General features: G+C 69.6%; 11 protein-coding genes. 10 read left to right on the forward strand and 1 reads right to left on the reverse strand.

Features of this window, described 5'->3' with window-relative positions; all coding sequences use genetic code 11:
- Positions 1-12 precede the first annotated feature (12 nt).
- Positions 13-492 (forward strand): peroxiredoxin, encoded by a 480-nt coding sequence (locus tag KEG57_RS19135; RefSeq protein WP_272422490.1) that lies wholly within the window; start codon positions 13-15, stop codon positions 490-492.
- A gap of 721 nt (positions 493-1213) precedes the next feature.
- Here KEG57_RS19135 and KEG57_RS19140 read toward each other — a convergent pair.
- Positions 1214-2203: a metallophosphoesterase gene (locus KEG57_RS19140; RefSeq protein WP_272422491.1), complete on the reverse strand. Its 990-nt coding sequence runs from the start codon at positions 2201-2203 to the stop codon at positions 1214-1216.
- A gap of 149 nt (positions 2204-2352) precedes the next feature.
- Here KEG57_RS19140 and KEG57_RS19145 point away from each other — a divergent pair, with 149 nt between their 5' ends.
- From KEG57_RS19145 to KEG57_RS19190, 9 genes are all read left to right on the forward strand, one after another.
- Positions 2353-4407, forward strand: coding sequence for a glycosyltransferase family protein (locus KEG57_RS19145; protein WP_272458679.1), 2055 nt, complete (start codon positions 2353-2355; stop codon positions 4405-4407).
- Positions 4404-5561, forward strand: a complete 1158-nt coding sequence (locus tag KEG57_RS19150) for a VWA domain-containing protein (protein WP_272422493.1) — start codon at positions 4404-4406, stop codon at positions 5559-5561. Before KEG57_RS19145 ends, KEG57_RS19150 begins: the two co-directional genes overlap by 4 nt.
- Positions 5558-6970 (forward strand): YehQ C-terminal OB-fold domain-containing protein, encoded by a 1413-nt coding sequence (locus KEG57_RS19155; protein ID WP_272422494.1) that lies wholly within the window; start codon positions 5558-5560, stop codon positions 6968-6970. The genes KEG57_RS19150 and KEG57_RS19155 overlap by 4 nt, the downstream gene beginning before the upstream one ends.
- Positions 6967-7299: a hypothetical protein gene (locus KEG57_RS19160; protein WP_272422495.1), complete on the forward strand. Its 333-nt coding sequence runs from the start codon at positions 6967-6969 to the stop codon at positions 7297-7299. Before KEG57_RS19155 ends, KEG57_RS19160 begins: the two co-directional genes overlap by 4 nt.
- Positions 7296-10319, forward strand: coding sequence for a DUF4132 domain-containing protein (locus tag KEG57_RS19165; RefSeq protein WP_272422496.1), 3024 nt, complete (start codon positions 7296-7298; stop codon positions 10317-10319). Before KEG57_RS19160 ends, KEG57_RS19165 begins: the two co-directional genes overlap by 4 nt.
- A gap of 890 nt (positions 10320-11209) precedes the next feature.
- Positions 11210-11515: an alpha/beta family hydrolase gene (locus tag KEG57_RS19175; RefSeq protein WP_272422664.1), complete on the forward strand. Its 306-nt coding sequence runs from the start codon at positions 11210-11212 to the stop codon at positions 11513-11515.
- A 416-nt stretch (positions 11516-11931) separates the two neighbouring features.
- Complete coding sequence (locus tag KEG57_RS19180; RefSeq protein ID WP_272422497.1) at positions 11932-14238, forward strand: type VI secretion system Vgr family protein; 2307 nt, start codon at positions 11932-11934, stop codon at positions 14236-14238.
- 74 nt (positions 14239-14312) lie between these two features.
- Positions 14313-15785, forward strand: coding sequence for a TIGR04463 family radical SAM/SPASM RiPP maturase (locus KEG57_RS19185; RefSeq protein WP_272422498.1), 1473 nt, complete (start codon positions 14313-14315; stop codon positions 15783-15785).
- Positions 15786-15824: 39 nt separating this feature from the next.
- Positions 15825-16811: a Cys-every-fifth RiPP peptide CefA gene (locus tag KEG57_RS19190; RefSeq protein ID WP_272422499.1), complete on the forward strand. Its 987-nt coding sequence runs from the start codon at positions 15825-15827 to the stop codon at positions 16809-16811.
- The last annotated feature ends 4 nt before the right edge of the window (positions 16812-16815 follow it).

Raw genomic sequence — 16815 nt, forward strand, 5'->3', positions numbered from 1 at the left:
CCCCTGTTTCCGATGAGCTCGCTCAAGGTCGGGGATCGTGCGCCGGAGATCGACGCGCAGACGAGCGCGGGCGACCGGTTCGTCCTCTCCAAGCAAGAGGGGCTTTGCACCGTCGTGTACTTCTACCCGAAGGCGTTCACGCCGGTGTGCACGGGCGAGACACGCCTGTTCCGGGACAACTACAACGAGCTCTTGCTGGCCGGCGCGAGCCTCGTCGGCGTGAGCACGGACGACAGCGGCACGCAGTGCAAGTTCGCCGGCGATCTCCACCTGCCGTTCCCGCTCATCGCGGACGCGGACAAGCGGATCGCGCGGGCCTACGACGTCCTCTGGCCGGTCGTGGGCGTGGCGCAGCGGTACACGTTCGTGGTGAGCCCCGAGATGCGCATCGAGGCGATCTTCCACCACGAGCTCAGCGCGGAGAAGCACCGCGACGACGTCCTGCGCTTCGTGCACGCGAAGTTCGAGGCGCAGCGGCCACGAGTTAGCTAGCGACCTCACATCGACTGCGCCGAAGAGAGGTCCGGACGCGCCGACCTTCTCTTGGTGGGGCACCAAAGCCACCTCCGGACGCGCCGACCTTCTCTTGGTGGGGCACCAAAGCCACCTCCGGACGCGCCGACCTTCTCTTGGTGGGGCACCAAAGCCACCTCCGGACGCGCCGACCTTCTCTTGGTGGGGCACCAAAGCCACCTCCGGACGCGCCGACCTTCTCTTGGTGGGGCACCAAAGCCACCTCCGGACGCGCCGACCTTCTCTTGGTGGGGCACCAAAGCCACCTCCGGACGCGCCGACCTTCTCTTGGTGGGGCACCAAAGCCACCTCCGGACGCGCCGACCTTCTCTTGGTGGGGCACCAAAGCCACCTCCGGACGCGCCGACCTTCTCTTGGTGGGGCACCAAAGCCACCTCCGGACGCGCCGACCTTCTCTTGGTGGGGCACCAAAGCCACCTCCGGACGCGCCGACCTTCTCTTGGAGGGGCGCCAAAGCCATCTCCGGGCGCGCCGACCTTCTCTTGGCGCAGCACCAAAGCCACCTCCGGGCGCGCCGACCTTCTCTTGGCGGGGCACCAAGGGCATCTCCGGGCGTCCGGAGCTCTTTGTCCCGAGGGGGACGCCTCGCGTCCCCCTCTCGTCCGGGCAAAGCCCGGTCGATTCACCCCCCGAGGGAAGATCGCTTCGCGATCTTCCGAGCATCGAACCGGTCGATGCTCTAGCTCTTCTTGCGCTCGCGCTTCTCGCGCTTGGCGACCACGGCGGCGGCGCGCTTGGCCATCATCTCGGGCGTGGGCGGGCGGCCGGGCAGCGGGTCCTGCTCGTCGTGGTGCTCTTCGATCGCGCCGGGCTCGTAGCCGAGCTCGAAGATCGCGACCTCGCGCTGGCCTCGTTCGCCGAGGCGGATCGGCATGACGGACGCGCCGATGCCCGCGCCGACGTAGACCGCGCCGGGGTGCGCGCCGCCGCTCCTGCGGCTGCCGTAGAGCCCGTGCACGTAGCGATGCCCCGCGAGCTTGCCGATCGCGAGCTCGTGCAGGCGGGCGAGCGTGACCTGGCCGGCGTGGGTGTGGCCGGACAAAACGAGCGGGACGTCGTACGCCCAGAGCCCGTCGGCCTCCTCGGCGATGTGGGACATGGCGATCGTCGGCAGATCGCGGCGCAGGCCCTTCAAGGCCTCGTCCCTGCGGGCGTGGCCGGTGTACGCGTCGTCCAGGCCGACGACCTGGAGCATCTGGTGGCGCAGGCCGATGATGGTGTGGCGATTGTCGAGGACCTCGACGCCACCGCGGCGCAGAGCCTGGCGGACCTCATCCGCACCCGACCAGTAATCGTGGTTGCCGAGCACCGCCATCACGGGCGCCTCGAAGCGCTGCACGAGGGCCTCCAGGCGGTCGAGGTACTGCTGGCTGTGGCAGACGAAATCGCCCGTGAGCAGGACGAGATCGGGCTTCTCTGCGTTGGTCAGCTCGACCGCCGCGAGCTGCACGGCCCACGGGGTCACGCGGCCGACGTGGAGATCGGTCAGGTGCGCGATACGCAGGTGGGAGAGGTGCTCGGTGTAATGCGCGGGGCCGGCGAAACGCCGGACCTGGATGCGCGTCTTCGCGCGGGCGATGGCCGCGGGCGAAGTGACGGTCTCGTCGCCGGGGAGGCGACCGCGGTACTGCTCGAGGAGCAAGCCTTCAGGAGGAGGGGTGCTCGGCACGAGGGATCAGTATAAGGCGCGGGGGCACACAAGCTATGGCTTTTGCCCGGGATTCGCCGCTCGCTCGCGCGAGGATCCCGAGGGCTCCAGGCCTTTCGTGCTGTCCACTTTACCCGGGTGAACCCGTCGTCTAGCGTCCGAGCCCGCGGATGGCAGAGCGAGGATTGCGCGGTGCCCTCCGGAGGGCGAGGGCGATCGCCGAGAGCCCCTGGATCCGCGTGCTCCTCGCCGTGACATCACTCCTCGCGGCCTCGCTCTTGCTTTGGCCTGAAACGAAGGCGCAGAGGTTGGTGACGTGGGAGGATCTCGTCCACCCGCTCGCCCCGGGAGCGGTCGTCGCGCGTGGGTATCACCTGTCTCCGCCGCGGCGGGGCGAGGAGCAGGACGTGGTCTTCACGGCGCGGCGCGAGGCCGGGCCGGACGGGCCTGGGGGACGGATCGAATTGCACGTCGTGGATCGGGGGCGATGGCCCGGCGTGCGCGAAACGAAGAGTTTTGGTGTCGCCTACGAGACGCCGCGATCGCAGGCACCCATCGAGGATCTGGAAGCGGTGACGCAGGCGCTCCGCGACGCGATCGACCGGAACGACACGGGGCTCGGCTCGCCCTCGTCGATCCCGCTCGCGGCCGAGCCGGAGCCGCCGCTCGTGGCGCGCGTGCTCGCGCGGCTCGTCGGGGTGCGCGCGCTCGTGGTGCCGGCGTTGCTCGCGGTCGCGATGGGGCTTTTGGGCTCGCTTCCGAGAGGCGACGCGATCGTCGCGGCCGCGCTCTTCGGGCTCGGGCTCGTGCTGCGGATCGTGCACCTCGATCTGCCGTTCGTGCACGACCAGGACGTGCAGCGACTCTTCACGGGGGCGCTGCCGATGGGCGAGATCCTGACGGGCAAAGGGCTCGAGGATCGGCACCCGCCGTTATGGTTCGTCGTGCTGCACGCGGCGGGGACGTTCGGCGGCTCGGAGGCGGTGATGCGTGCGCCCGCGGCGATCGCGGGTGCGCTCCTTTCGCCGGCGATCGTGTGGGGCGCGCGGCTCGTGCGAGGGCGCGCAGGTGCGCTCGGGGCGATCGCGGCGCTCGTGGTGACCGTGAGCCCGGAGCTCGTGGCGCGCTCCCGCGAGGTGAGCGAAATCCCGCTGTTCGGGCTCCTCGTGGTGGTGACGTGCGCGCTGGCCGCGCGGCTCGCGAAGGGCCCTTCGCGCGCGGCGCGGCTCGGGCTCGCCGTGTCGACGGCGCTGCTCGCGTGGACGTACTACCTCGCGCCGCTCGTGATCGCGGGCGTGCTTCTCGGGTTCGTCGCGGCGCGCAAACCGCTCTGGCGCGTGGCGCATCCGATCGGCGTCGGGGCGGCGCTGGGCGCGCCCGCGTTCATCCTTTTGGGGATGACGATCGTGCGGGATCACGGGGCGCGCGAGGTCGCGGCGCGGTTCCCAGAGCTCGCTTGGGGGGACAGCGCGCCGGGCGGGATGCTCGGGTATGTCATCGAGGAAGTTGTCAAGTGCGTCGGTCCCGGGGTGATCTACCTCGGCATCGGGACGACGCTGTTCGGGTTCCTGGTTCCGCGATGTGCAGGGGCGCTCGTGCCTGCCGGCGCTCTGCTGGTCGCGATGATCGGCGTGTCGTATGCGTCGGGCTTTGCGCGCGTGCAGCCCTATTACATCGCCGCGGTGGCGCCGGTGCTCGCGCTCGCGGTCGCGCTGGCGCCCGAGGAGCGCGTACCGGCGTGGCTCTGGTCGATCCTCGGCGTCGTCGCGGTGTCGACGTTCTTCATCCTGCCCCGGCCTCGGCCGCACCGCGCCTACTTGCCCGACGTGGACGCGTGCATGCCGCGCTTCGCCGCGATCGCCGCGGGCCGCTCGGAAAAACGTATCGTCACGGTGGCGCATTACGACGCGACGCTGCTCGCGTATTACCTCCAGCGCTCCGCGAACGCGCCTGCCGAATGGCCACGGACCGAGGTCTCGGGCGAGTTCGTCCTGGGAGACGCGGGACGCCGTATCCTGCCGCTCGTGCAGGTGCACCGGATGGACGAGACGTCGGACGAAGCGGCCCGGGACACTCTGCTCGCGGCGTTCGCCGAAGGACCGACGCTCGTGATCGAGCGGGACGCGTTCGTCCTCGCGCCGGTGCACGACGTGCTCGCGCGGTGCGAGGTGCTGATCGAAGCGCCCACGGCGCGGCTCGTCGCGTGCGGCGGAGAGGCGCGATGACGGCGGGCGCGGACGACAAGAAGCGCGAGGCAGCGCGGCGGCTGCGTCTCCTCTTCGGGCGCTTCGCGGACAGCTCGCTCGGCAGCCCTCTCGAAGGGGACGAGGTGCTCCTGCGGATCGACGAGGATCTCTCGTTCCTCTACGACCGCGCGTTCCGGCGCGGCCCGTCGCACGAAGGCGCGCGCGGAGCCGGGCTCGGGCCGAGCGTGCTCCGGCCTTCGACGTGGCTCGCAAGCGTGGAAGAGCTCTTCCCACCCGAGGCGCGTGTGGTGATGGAGGAGGATGCGGCGGCGCGGCACGGGCTCGCGGCGCTGCTCGAAGATCCGGCGGCGCTCGCCTCGGTGACGCCTTCGCCCGCGATCCTCGCGCTCCTCGTGCGGCTGCGCGGGCAGATCCCCGAAGCCTCGCTCCCCGCGGCCAGGCGGCTCATCGAGGAGGCCGTGCGCGACCTATCGCGCGCGCTCGCCAAGGAGCTCGCTCCTTCGCTCACGGGTTCGTCCGGACCACGCGGCCGGACGAACCTGCGCGTGCTCGCGAACCTCGACGCGCGGCGCACCGTACGGGAAAACCTCCGGCACTACGACCGCGCGCGCGGCGTGCTCGGCGTCGAACGGCTCGTGTTCCGGCGACGGCTCACGAGGCAGACACGCCACAGGCTCATCGTCCTGCTCGATCAGAGCGGCTCGATGGTGGACAGCGTCGTGCAGGCAGCGATCCTCGCGGCGATCTTCGCGTCGGTCCCGTCGATCGATCTGCGCCTCGTCGCGTTCGACACGCACGTGGTGGACATGACGGAGATCGCCGGGGATCCGGTGGAAGTCTTGTTCTCGCTGCAGCTCGGCGGCGGGACGTTGCTCTCGCGGGCCGTGGGGTATGCCGCGAGCTTGGTCTCGGAGCCACGGCGCACGCTCGTCGTGCTGATCTCGGATTTCCGCGAGGGAGGCGCGCTCGGCGCGCTCGTCACGCGGGTGAAGGATCTGCTCGACGCCGGGGTGACGGTGCTCGGGCTCGTGGCCCTCGGCGACAAGGGCGCGGGCGGCTTCGATCGCCGCGTCACCGGGGCGCTCGCGGCGCTCGGCATGCCGATCGCCGCCATGACACCGCGGGAGCTCGCGGCCTGGGTCGGGCGTCACGTGCGCGGGGGCGAGACGTGACGAGCCGCCGGGAAGCGCCGGCCGGAATGCGTCGCGCCGCGGCGCGGACCGAGCTCGTGGCCGTACCGATGGGCGAAGGCACAGCGCGTGTCGGAGGAGCGACGGTCACGTGGCGCGACGGCCGCGTCGGATGTGATTGCCCGATGGGGGATGCGCCGACGTGTTTGCATCGGCTGGTCGCGCGCGGCGACGAACGGGCGCGGGATCTCGGCGGACGCGCGGGCCCCACGGAGCCGCCGCCGGCCATGGTATTCCCCGAGCCCTCGAAGGCGGAGCCGCTCTCCGCGGAAGACGTCGCGCGGTTCGCGCCGCTCCTCTCCGAGGTCGACACGCTCGTGGCGGAGCTCGTGACGCTCGGCCTGCGGCGGGCGGCGCGTGTCTCGGGGGATCGGGTGCGCGAGCTTTCTGCGCGTGCGGCAGCGATGCGTCCGCGAGCGCGCGGACCACGCGACGCGGGCCTCGGCAGGCTCGCGCGGTCCCTCGATCGGCTCGCGGCACTCTTGCCGGGGCTCGACGGCCCCGACGCGGGCGCGGCCGAGGCGGACGCGCTCCGGGAGCTCGCCGTCACGCGCAACCTCGGGCGCGCGCTCCGCGCGAACATGGGCGCGCTGCCGCTCGAGGACATCGCGGGCGCGTCGCAACGCGCGTACGTCGAGGTCCCGCCGATCGAGGTGCAGGGGCTCGGGCTCGAAGCGTGGGTCGCGGCGGGAGGCGTCGCGGGCGTGACGGCGTACGTGGCCGTGCTCGGCGAGGATCGTGTCCTCACGCGGACGCTGCTCACGAAGGGAAAACCCGCGCGGCCCGCGGATCCACGGACGTGGGCGGAGGGGCTCGCGGCCGGGCCCGCGTTCGCGCGGAGCGGCCTCACGATGCGAGATTTCGCGCGGGGTCGGTTCACGCTCTCGGGCGCGCGGATCGCGCTCTCGCACGGGCGCCTCTCGGGCAGCCGCGCGACGAGCGTGGCCCTGCGGCCGGCGCTCCCCTGGGGCGACGCCCGCCTCGCGCTCCACGTCCTCGCGGGCCCCGAGGACGCGGCGCGGCTCGGCCGGAGCCTCGACTTCGACGCGCTCGGCCGCCCCCCTCGCTCGTCGCCGATCGTGCTCCTGCCGGTGCAGGGGTTGTCCCCGAGCGACTTCGATCACGCGACGCAGCAGCTCTCGATACGCATGCGCATCGGCGCAGGCGTGGAGCTCCGGACCTCGCTCTCGTTCCGGGAGGAGCGCGCGCTCCTGTTCGACAACCTCGAAGTGCTGAGCCGCGCCGCGAGGCCGCCGCGGTTTCTCTGCGTCCGCCTCGCCCGCGAAGGAGGCTCGCTCGTGATCGAGCCGATCACGGCGATGCTCGCGGACGGCTCCACGATCGATCTCACGCTCGACGTCGTGGATCCCGCGCTCGAGGTGACGCGATGATCCCCGAGCGCCTCGCGAGGCAAGCACGCGCGGCGATCGAGGAGCTCGCCGCGGCCGGCGCGCTCGAACGCACGGAGCACCGCGCGATCTCGTTCCGACGGCTCTCGGCGGACGCGCGATCGATCGGCCTGTTCGACCTCGCGACGCGCCTCGAAGCCGTGGCCGCGGCGCTCGAAGCACAAGCGGGGCGCGGGCCGCGGCCGAGCGTGGCGCTCGCCGAGGCGCTGCTCGCGTCCTACGACCGCATCGAGGCGCTCTCCGCCCGGCTCGCGCGCGGTGCGCTGCTCTCCTCGTTCGGGGCCGAAGATGACGACCCGGAGGCGCCGTGAACGCTCCTGCGCCCGCCCCCGATCACGAGGCCGTTTTCCTCGTGCGCCTCCGCTCCCTCGTCTCGGCCGTGCGTGTCCTCGAGGTCCGCGCGGACGCCTGGCCCGCGCGCCGCGTCGTCGAGGAGCACGAAGGATACTTCGCCGAAGGCGCCCTTTTCCTGCGGTTCGAACCACGAAAGGAAGTCCCCTTCCCGCTTCGCCTGCATGGCGAGCGCCCCGAGGACCTTGCCCATCACGAACGCGTGCGCCGCGCGAGCCGCGTGTTCCTGCGCGCAACCGCGCTCGCGGAGGCGCGCCCTCGCCGCGCGGAGCAGGCCTTCCAATCGCTCGAAGCTCTCTTCGAGGAGATAGGCCCCGACGCGGCGGCCTCGATGTGGCTCGAAGCCGCGCGCACCTTCCTCGCGCTCGGCGACGAAGAGCACGCGACGCGCTTGCTCCGCCGACTCGCCCGGCTCGCGCGACGGGCGCCCGTCTCCGCGGCGCTCCTCGTCGCAGTGGTGTCCTCGCCCTGCCACGGAAAGACCCTGCCCGGAGAGCTCGTGGACGTCGCGGCCGAGCATGCAGGGCCCGACGCGGGGTTGTCGCTGCGCCTCGGCGTGTTGCGACGTCTCCTCGAAGCCGGTAGCGACGTGCCTCCGGGGACGATGGCGGCCCTGACGAACGCGGCGCAGGCCTCGGCGGATCGCGCCGCGGCCGCGTCCCGCATCGACGCAGCCCTCCTCGGTTGTTTCGACCTTCCAGGTACGTGGGCGCCTGCGGGGGAAGCCTCGCTCGTGCGCGCGCGGCTCCAGGCGCTCTGGGCGCTCTCGCACGCATCGGGCGATCATGGCTCTTCCGTGCGCGGCTGCCTCGCTTCTGCGCTCCGTGCCACCCTCGACGGCCTCGACACGGCGCGCCTCGCCGCCGTGCTCGACACGCTCCTTCCTGCGAGCCCGAGCGATGACACCTCGCTTCTGCTCGACGTCACGGTTCGCCTGCTCGGCACGCTCGCGCGTGAGGCGAACCCACTTGCCGAGGACACCTGCATCCGGGTCCTCCTGCGCCTCGCCGAGATCGCTTCGACAAACTTCTTGGAGCAGGTGGACGATATCTGCCGTGCCCTCGCGGACGCCTTCGACAAACCCACCTCGCGCCCACTGCTCGCCGCGCTCCTCGCCGATCTCGACGCCTCGGCACGCCGCGTGCTCTCCGAGGAGCTCGATCGAGCCGCAGACTCCCGCCTCGGTCCGGCCGAGACAACCCCACCGCCACGCTCCGGAACACGCACGAACCGCGTCCGTTCCCTCGCGCGATGGCTGCCCGCACCCCTCGTCACCGCGACGCTCGCCGCGCTTGCCGCCTCGTCCGCGGATGCCGCATCCGCAGCCGTCGCCGCCTCCCCCGCGCTCGCCTTCATTTGGGCCTTCCGCCTCATCGGCCTCGCGCAAGACGAACGCACCTCCCTCGATCTCGCCGAAGACGCGCTCTCCCTCGCCGAGGTCCTCGCGCAGCACATCGACCCTCACCTCGTCACGGCAAGCACCATCGCCGCCGCCGATCCGACCCTCCACCTCGCGCACCCCGATCCCGCCGCGCTCCTCCGCGGCGTCGCGCTCTCGCGCGCTTCCCTCGCCGATCGCGGCGTCCTTCGCCCCGAGCGCTGGCCCGCGCCCGCCCTCCCTGGCCTCTCCGATCCACGCGACGCACGGTTCGTCCTCCTCGCGTGGGCGCTCTCCTCGCTCGACGCACACGAGGCCGGAACACACCACCTCGCCTTCGCGCGCATCGCCGACGCGACGCCCCTCGTGCGCGCCGGCGCCGGCCGCCTCTTGCCCTCGCCCCTCGCCTTGCGTGGTGTTTCTCCCTCGCTCACGCGCCTCGCCGCGACGAACCTCCTCCGCATCCCCACCGCGGACGAACCCTCCCTCCGCGACGTCGTCCTCCTCTGCTCCCCGCGCGACCTCGCCGAAGCCTTCGCCCGCGACGTCGGCGTCTCCCCACGCCTCCTCGCCGAAGCGCCGCCGCTCGTCCCGACGAACCTCGATCCATCTCCGCCCCTCGTCCCACGGGATCTCCCCCTCCCCGACGCCGATCCCGCGCGCCTCCTCGCCGCCCTCTTCCCGCGACGAACCTCGCTCGATCCCGCGCCCATCCCCACGCGTGATCCCGCCCTGCCGCTCTCACCCGTCATCGCCGGCCACGTCGTCTCGCTCGGACCTCGCGGCGAGCTCATCGTCACCGCCGAGGGCGCCTCCTCCCCGCTCCGCCGCGTCCCTTCGGCCGTACGCAAAGACGAACGTTACCGCGCGCTCGTCCGCGGCCGTCGCGCCGAACGCGCGCGCAGGCACGAGGCCGCCCGGCTCCTCGAAGACCGCATGATCCGCGCCGCGCCCGTCACGGCCGACGAGATCGCGTGGCTCCTCGACGATCCCCTCCACGCCTCGCTCCTCCGGCACCTCGTCCTCGCGACGCGCCCCCGAGATCCCGGACCTCCCCGCGATCTCGCGCTCCTCTGGACCTGGGACCACGCGCGTGGCCTCGGCGTCGTCCCGCTCGACTACGACGCCCGCTGGATCGGCTGGACCGACGTGGAGCTCGTGCACCCGGCCCGGTTGCCCGACGTCGGCGCGTGGCGCGCGCTCACGAACGACCTCGGCGTCAAGCAGGACCTCCCCCAGCTCTTCCGAGATCTCCGCGGCGTCCCCGACGATGAGCTCGACCGCACCGAAAGCCACGCCCTCGCGCGTCGCCTCGTTGACGCCGCGGCCCTCCGGCGCGCGCTCGTAGACGAGGGATTTTCCACAGGATCCGGGCTCGCCACGCGAAACTTCGTCCACCAACCATCGAGCTCGACCGTCACGGCCTGGTTCGATCCGGGCCGTCCGCCCTGGCCGCGCGACGCCGCGTTCTCCGGCCCGTTCGGGTTTTGCGATCCGAAGGGCGATCCTCTGCCTTTTACCGCGATCCCCAGGCCGCTCGTTTGTGAAGCGCGCGCCAGCATCGACCGCGCCCTTGCGCGCGCCGCGCCACGCGCGAGGTAGGTTCGGTCTTGCCGGGCTTTCTCCCCGCCTCGGAAGCGGGAGCGGGAGCGGGAGCGGGAGCGGGAGCGCACGTGCGGGCCAAAGTCAAGCGCGCGTGCAAGCGGGACAGGGACGTAGGGGATCCCGCTCGGGGACGGCGAGCTTACCGTCGTGCTCGGTCTCTGCAAGACCAGGCCGTGCTCGCCATCCTCGCCACGCTTCGCGTGGCTGCGGGGTGGCTCCGCGCGGTGCTTCGCAGTCTTGCAGAGACCTGCGCGCGACGGTGCGGGACCAGGGTCCCGGCGAACGGGTCGTCGGGAAGGAGGTTTCGTCGTGTTGCGAATTTACGAGGTCGTCTTGGCCATGGCCCGGGACGCGGCTGGTATTGCAGAGCAGATCGAACGGAGGGACTCGGACCTGGCTCGGCAACTACGCAGGGCCATGCATAGCGTGGCATTGAATCTCGCCGAAGCGGTGGGAAGCTTTCGCCTAAAGAACGCTAATGCTATGAGACGGCTCAGGTTCTCGTCTGCGTGGACATGAGGCACAGCCGCATCGTTGACCTTTCGCCAAACGCCCTCCCTCCAGTTTGCGCGTCGCGTGGCCAAGGGACCCGGCCCCAGCGAGGGTGGTAGCCACCTCGTCTGTCGCCAGAAACACTATGGATGACGCCGAGCGCGCGCATGCGATGGAGATATACCCAGATCACGGGCGGCGACCTTCGCCTGAGGTCCACAGTCGGGAGCTATTCGAAGGCGGGCGCGTGGGTTGATCTTCCCCCGCTCCCGTGGACAAACCTACTATGCCGCAAACGCGGCCACTTGTGCTCTCAATTCGAACTCGACCGGGCTCAAGTACCCGAGGTACGAGTGCCGCCGGGCGTGGTTGTAGAACCGCTCGAGGTAGCACCGATGGACGCCATCGCGGCATCCCGGGTCGGGAAGCGCGTCGCGTCGACCAGCTCGGCCTTGAGGGTCGCGAACCTCGTCGCCGTCCGGGCCCCCATGCTGTTCCTCCAGGGCACGCGCGACCCCCTCTGCGACCTCGCCCTGCTCCGCCTCGTGCTGGCGCGGCTCGGCGACCGGGCGAGCCTGCACGTCGTCGAGGGCGGCGACCACTCGTTCGAGGTGCCGAAGGCGCTGCAGAGGACACCGGAGAGCGTCCACGCCGAGTTCGTGAACGCGATCGACGGCTGGCTGCGGGCGAAGTGGCGTTGAGCGGCGTCTAGAGACTTGCCTACGGCGACAAAGCCAACGCAAGAATTCCGAGCCGTGGAAGCCGGGGAAGAGCACTCCGCGACCTCACCGCCCCGTGAATTACGTCGTAAACGTCACCTACAGGATCCCCCGTAAGCGAAATCGAGGGTTTCTCCTGGCCCGAACCAGGTGGCCACCCCAATGAAACGGAGACCTGCGTGTGCTAGTGGACGATTGGTGTCCATTCGACACGCACGGCCGCGAGGACCGCTGCGTTCGGTGGCCACGAGGAGAGGCGCGTCGCGTTTTCTTTGGCGATTCACACGGAGTGGATTCGCGCTTGGATGGCCGGGATCGTAGAGAGTCCTCGGTAGACTTGGGGCGCGCCGTCGCCTGGTAGCGGGCTCGCGGCGGTGCTGCTCCACGAAAGGCAACCCATGGTACCGATCGCTCACGCATCGCAGACCAACCATCTCCGGATCACCACCGGCTCGAGCGAGCTCTGCGACGTTCGCCAGTATTCGGTCACCGAGCAGATCTCGTCGCTGTTCGTCGTCGACCTGGTCGTCGTCAGCGAAAATCTCGCGATCGAATTCGACGCCGTCGTCGGCAAGCCGGCACGCTTCACCATCGTCGGTGACCGCTACGAACGCTCGTGGTCAGGGTTGTGCAACCGCTTCCAGCTCGCGACGGTCGAGGAGAAGGGACTGTCCACGTACGAGCTCACGATCGTCCCCGACCTCTGGCTCGCCACCCAGCGGCGCAATCACAGGAGGTTCCAACACGTATCGGAGCCGGACATCGTCCTCCGTATCCTGGACGAGTGGGGCATCCAGCCGGAGATGAAGCTCTCGGCAACGTACAAGAAGCGGGAGTACCGCGTCCAATACGGCGAGTCCGACTATGCCTTCATGTGCCGTATGCTCGAGGACGCTGGGATCTCGTTCTACTTCGTCCAGGCGGGCACCGAGACCAGGCTCGTCCTTTCCGATGCGCCGCACAGGAGTGAGCAACGCGGGAGCGCGATCGCCTTCAAGGACGACATCTCGATGGTCACGGGGGAGTATGCGACGCAAGTGCACGTCGGCCAGCAGGTGCGCCCGGGGCGCTACACGTTGCGGGACAACGACTACCGCCTGCGCGCCGATTATCAACTCGTCTTGAGCGCAGAAGAGGCGGACCTGGAGATCGAAAGGAAGCTCGAGCGGTACCATTACGTGCCGGGGGCGTTCCTTTTCGGAACGGACACGGGCGAGGGCACGCCGTTCGCGGACGCCAAGGGGAAGAGCAGGACCGATGAGGCGGAGGGCGCGATCCTCTTGCAAAAGCGGCTCGACGCGAAGCGCGAGGACGCGAGGATCTGCACCTTCGAGACGAACGCGCTCGACCTCGCGCCGGGCACGGTCTTGACCATGCTGGATCACCCGCGGCCGGAGCTCGGCCCGGACAGGCGCCTGCTCGTCGTGAAGGCGACCCACGCCGGCACGCCGTTCGACGCCTTCTCCCAGCGGTGCGAGGCACGGAGCGCGGATATCCCCTACCGGCCACCTCTTGCCACGCCGAAGCCGAAGGCGATCGGCATCGAGAGCGCAACCGTGGTGGGTCCGCCCGGCGAGGAAATCCATACGGACGAATTCGGCCGGGTGCGGGTGCACTTCCATTGGGACCGCGAGAGCAAGATGGACGAGGACAGCTCTTGCTGGATCCACGTGAGCCAGCCGCTCGCCGGACCGGGGTTTGGCGTTATCAACTTGCCGCGCGTGGGGCAGGAGGTGCTGGTGGATTTCCTGGGCGGAGATCCCGACCGGCCCGTCATCGTCGGCCGGGTTTACACGAATGTACAGAAGGTGCCCTACACGTTGCCCGAGAACAAGACCCAGAGCGGGTGGAAGAGCCAGTCGACGCCGGGCGGAGGCGGATCCAATGAGCTCCGCTTCGAGGACGCGAAAGGCAGGGAGCTCGTCTTCTTGCAGGCCGAGAGGGATCAGAAGAGCGTCGTGAAGAACGACGAGGCAATCACGGTCGGCAACGACCGAACGAAGCGCGTGCAGAACGACGAGACGGTCTCGATTGGCAACAACCGCACGAAGCTCGTGACGAAAAACGAGGCGCTCACGATCGGAAACGACCGCACGAAGCTCGTACAAAACGACGAGATGGTCTCGATCGGCAACAACCGCACGAAACTCGTGCAAAACGACGAAGAGGTCACGATCGGCAACGACCGCACGAAGCTCGTACAAAACGACGAGGAGGTCACGATCGGCAATGACCAGACGAAGCTCGTCGGGAACAACGAGCGCGAAGTCACCGGGGTGAACCGGAGCATCGTCGTCGGCGTGAACCGCTCTGCGCAGATCGGCGCCGTCGACGCAGTCACCGTGGGGGAAATGCACACGGTGTCCGTCGCGTCCTCGTCCAGCACGATGACGGACCAAAAGATCGTGTTCGACACAGGGGCCGGGGCGACGATCACCATGGAGGGCGCGCACGTCCGGATCGACGCCGCGGAGTCGGTCACGATCAGCAAGAAGAAAATCGTGCTCGACACGGGGGCTGGAGCAACGATTACCTTGGACGGATCCAGCGTTGAAATCAACGCCCTCAACATCAGCATCATCGGCGGCAATGCTGTCAACGTCGCTGGCGTCACACAGACCAATGTCGGGGGAATCTCCGGGCTTACCCTTGGCGCCCCGTCCGGCGACATCATCATCAGGGGAGTCATGGTCAAGCTCAACTGAGCGAGGTCGAGATCGCTCCGAAGAACTCCGCAACGATGGGCCTGGCGCTACGGCGCTGGGCGGGGACCACCGCCATGTTCAAACCGTCGCGATACAACATCTTCGTCCACCTCCGGAATGGTCGGTGCCTCGCGTACAACTCCTTGAGCGGTGGCCTCGGGCTCTGGGAAGCCGACGAGTGGGCGCTCTACCAGCGGATCGAGGCCGGGGAGGCTCCTGATCCACTGGATTCATCGGTGGGCGAAATGGTGCAGGCCGGATACCTGGTGAGCACCGCCATGGATGAGCTTCGGACCATGGAACAGGCCTACCGCGCCCACCGCTTCGACCCCGGTTCGATGATCCTCACCATCGCTCCGACCATGGCCTGCAATTTCGGGTGCGATTATTGTTTTCAGGGGCAGGACAAACCGGCGGGCAGCATGACCCCGGAGGTGCAGGACGCCATCCTCGCTCATGTCGAGCAGCAGGCGGCGGGAGCTCGCTCCCTCCACGTCGCCTGGTACGGCGGGGAGCCGCTCGTCCGGCGCGAGATCATCGAGCGACTCTCGGATCGTCTGATCGAATGCGCGGCTCGACGCCACATCGCCTACAGCGCGATGATGGTGACCAATGGCTATCTGCTCACGGCCGACGTGGCTCGGTCTCTTTGGGCGCGGCGTGTGAAGACCATCCAGGTCACGCTGGACGGCGCCCCCGAGGACCACGACCAGCGCCGCGCGCTTCTCTCGGGCAAGCCTACGTTCGATCGCATTGCCGAGAACCTCCTCGCGGCGGTGGAGGCCACCCCGATCACCTTCTCGATCCGCGTGAACATCGATCGCCGGAATGCCGATCGGGTCGTCGATCTCCTCGATCTCCTCTGGCGCCGTGGCCTCGGGGGCCGCCGGAACTTCCAGGTGTACTTCGCGCCGGTCGAGGCTATTACCACGGGTTGCCATGGTGTCACCGACGCTTGCCTGAGCAAGCGCGAATACGGAGATCTGGAGGCGCGGCTCGCCCGGCACGCATTCGACAGAGGGCTCTCCTCGCTGCCATACCCGCCCCGTTTCCGGGGCACCTGCGCGGCCGTGCGTCCGCAGGGGTTCGTCATCCTCCCGACGGGAGAAATCCATAAATGCTGGGACACCGTGAACACGCCCGGGCGGGCGGTGGGTACCATCTTCGACATGGCCGCCATCCAAAGAAGCGCCGAGGCGCTACGTTTCACGGACTGGAGTCCGCTCGATAACGAGAGCTGCCGCTCGTGCCGGATCCTGCCGAGCTGCGCGGGCGCGTGCGCCTACAAGTTCCTCTACGCCGAGGACACGCGGGGCGAGCAGGCCGTTCTGCCCTGCCCGAGCTGGAAATACAACATCAAGGAGCGACTGGTTCTGCGAGCAGAAAAATCAGGGGCCATCGGTCCGCACGATTACGACCGCAAGGCCATTCGCACGGATCCAGCCGAGCTCTGCACGGAAGCACATGCCCCGGACGCGGCGCTGCATGAAACAACACGGACCTCCCGCGCCACACGCCGCGTGTCCCTCCCCGTCGTGCCTTTTTGATGGCCCACGTTTCCGTCACCCCCACGAGGAGAACAGCCCGTGCCCAATCTGGTCGTGGTGAACAACGCAAGCCTCGTGTGCAATACCGGAGCGCTGCCCGGCAGGCTTCAGGTCGGATCGAACACGGTTCAGATCGGCGGGGTGGACGCGGCGCAGATCGATCACACCGTCCCCATTGCCAACATCCCCTCGTTCGGGATGTGCATGCTCTTCGGGATGCCCTGCATTCCCATGACGGGGGGCACCTGGTCGATCATGGTCCCCGGGGTGGGGCTCACCCAGGCGTCGAACATCCTGACGGAGGGCGCGATTCTGCCGTGTAAACTGGGCGGGCTCATTTCGATCCTCGACCCCGGTCAAAATACGGTCGTGGTCAACAACGTCCCTGCGCTCGCTGTCGAGACCAGCCCGAACGGCGAAGCCCCGATCGAGGAACAGCCTGCCGACGAGGATGGAGGGCTCTGCGGCGCCGCCGTCTGCTCGGGTGAAGAAGCCGCGCTGGATGCGTGCGGCGCCGCCGTCTGCGGTGGCGCAACGTGCGGCGGCGCTGCCTGCGCCGCGGATGCGTGTGGAGGGGATGCCTGCGGCGGGGATGCATGCGGCGCCGCCGCGTGCACCGGCGCGGTCGGCGGTGGCGGGGCGTGCGGCGCGGCGTTTTGCGCTGGAGACATCTGCGGCGTCGCATTCGGCGGGGCTGGGGGCGGCGCCGGCGGGGTTTGCGGCGCGGACGCGTGCGGCGCTGCGGTCTGCGCGGGGGCTGCGTGCGGCGCCGCCGCCTGCGCGGCGGACGCCTGCGCAGCAGACGCATGCGGCGCCGATGCCGGAGGCGCCGATGCGTGCGGGGGGCAGGCCTGCGGCGGGGATGCCTGCGGAGGGCAGGCCTGCGGCGGCGATGCCCATGGCGTGAACGCCTGCGCCGCGCAGGCCTGCGGCGCGAATGCCTGTGGGCTGGACCTCACGCCGGCGGACGCTTGCGTCATGGATGCGTGCGGCCTCGACATCATCCCTGTCATACCGTTGATTTGAGGTC

The sequence above is a fragment of the Polyangium jinanense genome, assembly GCF_028435365.1.

What these genes read in the sequence shown, in the direction of transcription:
- KEG57_RS19135 (WP_272422490.1), top strand. Translation starts at nt 13, where the DNA reads ATGAGCTCGCTCAAGGTCGGGGATCGTGCGCCGGAGATCGACGCGCAG.
- KEG57_RS19145 (WP_272458679.1), top strand. Translation starts at nt 2,353, where the DNA reads ATGGCAGAGCGAGGATTGCGCGGTGCCCTCCGGAGGGCGAGGGCGATC.
- KEG57_RS19150 (WP_272422493.1), top strand. Translation starts at nt 4,404, where the DNA reads ATGACGGCGGGCGCGGACGACAAGAAGCGCGAGGCAGCGCGGCGGCTG.
- KEG57_RS19160 (WP_272422495.1), top strand. Translation starts at nt 6,967, where the DNA reads ATGATCCCCGAGCGCCTCGCGAGGCAAGCACGCGCGGCGATCGAGGAG.
- KEG57_RS19175 (WP_272422664.1), top strand. Translation starts at nt 11,210, where the DNA reads ATGGACGCCATCGCGGCATCCCGGGTCGGGAAGCGCGTCGCGTCGACC.
- KEG57_RS19180 (WP_272422497.1), top strand. Translation starts at nt 11,932, where the DNA reads ATGGTACCGATCGCTCACGCATCGCAGACCAACCATCTCCGGATCACC.
- KEG57_RS19185 (WP_272422498.1), top strand. Translation starts at nt 14,313, where the DNA reads ATGTTCAAACCGTCGCGATACAACATCTTCGTCCACCTCCGGAATGGT.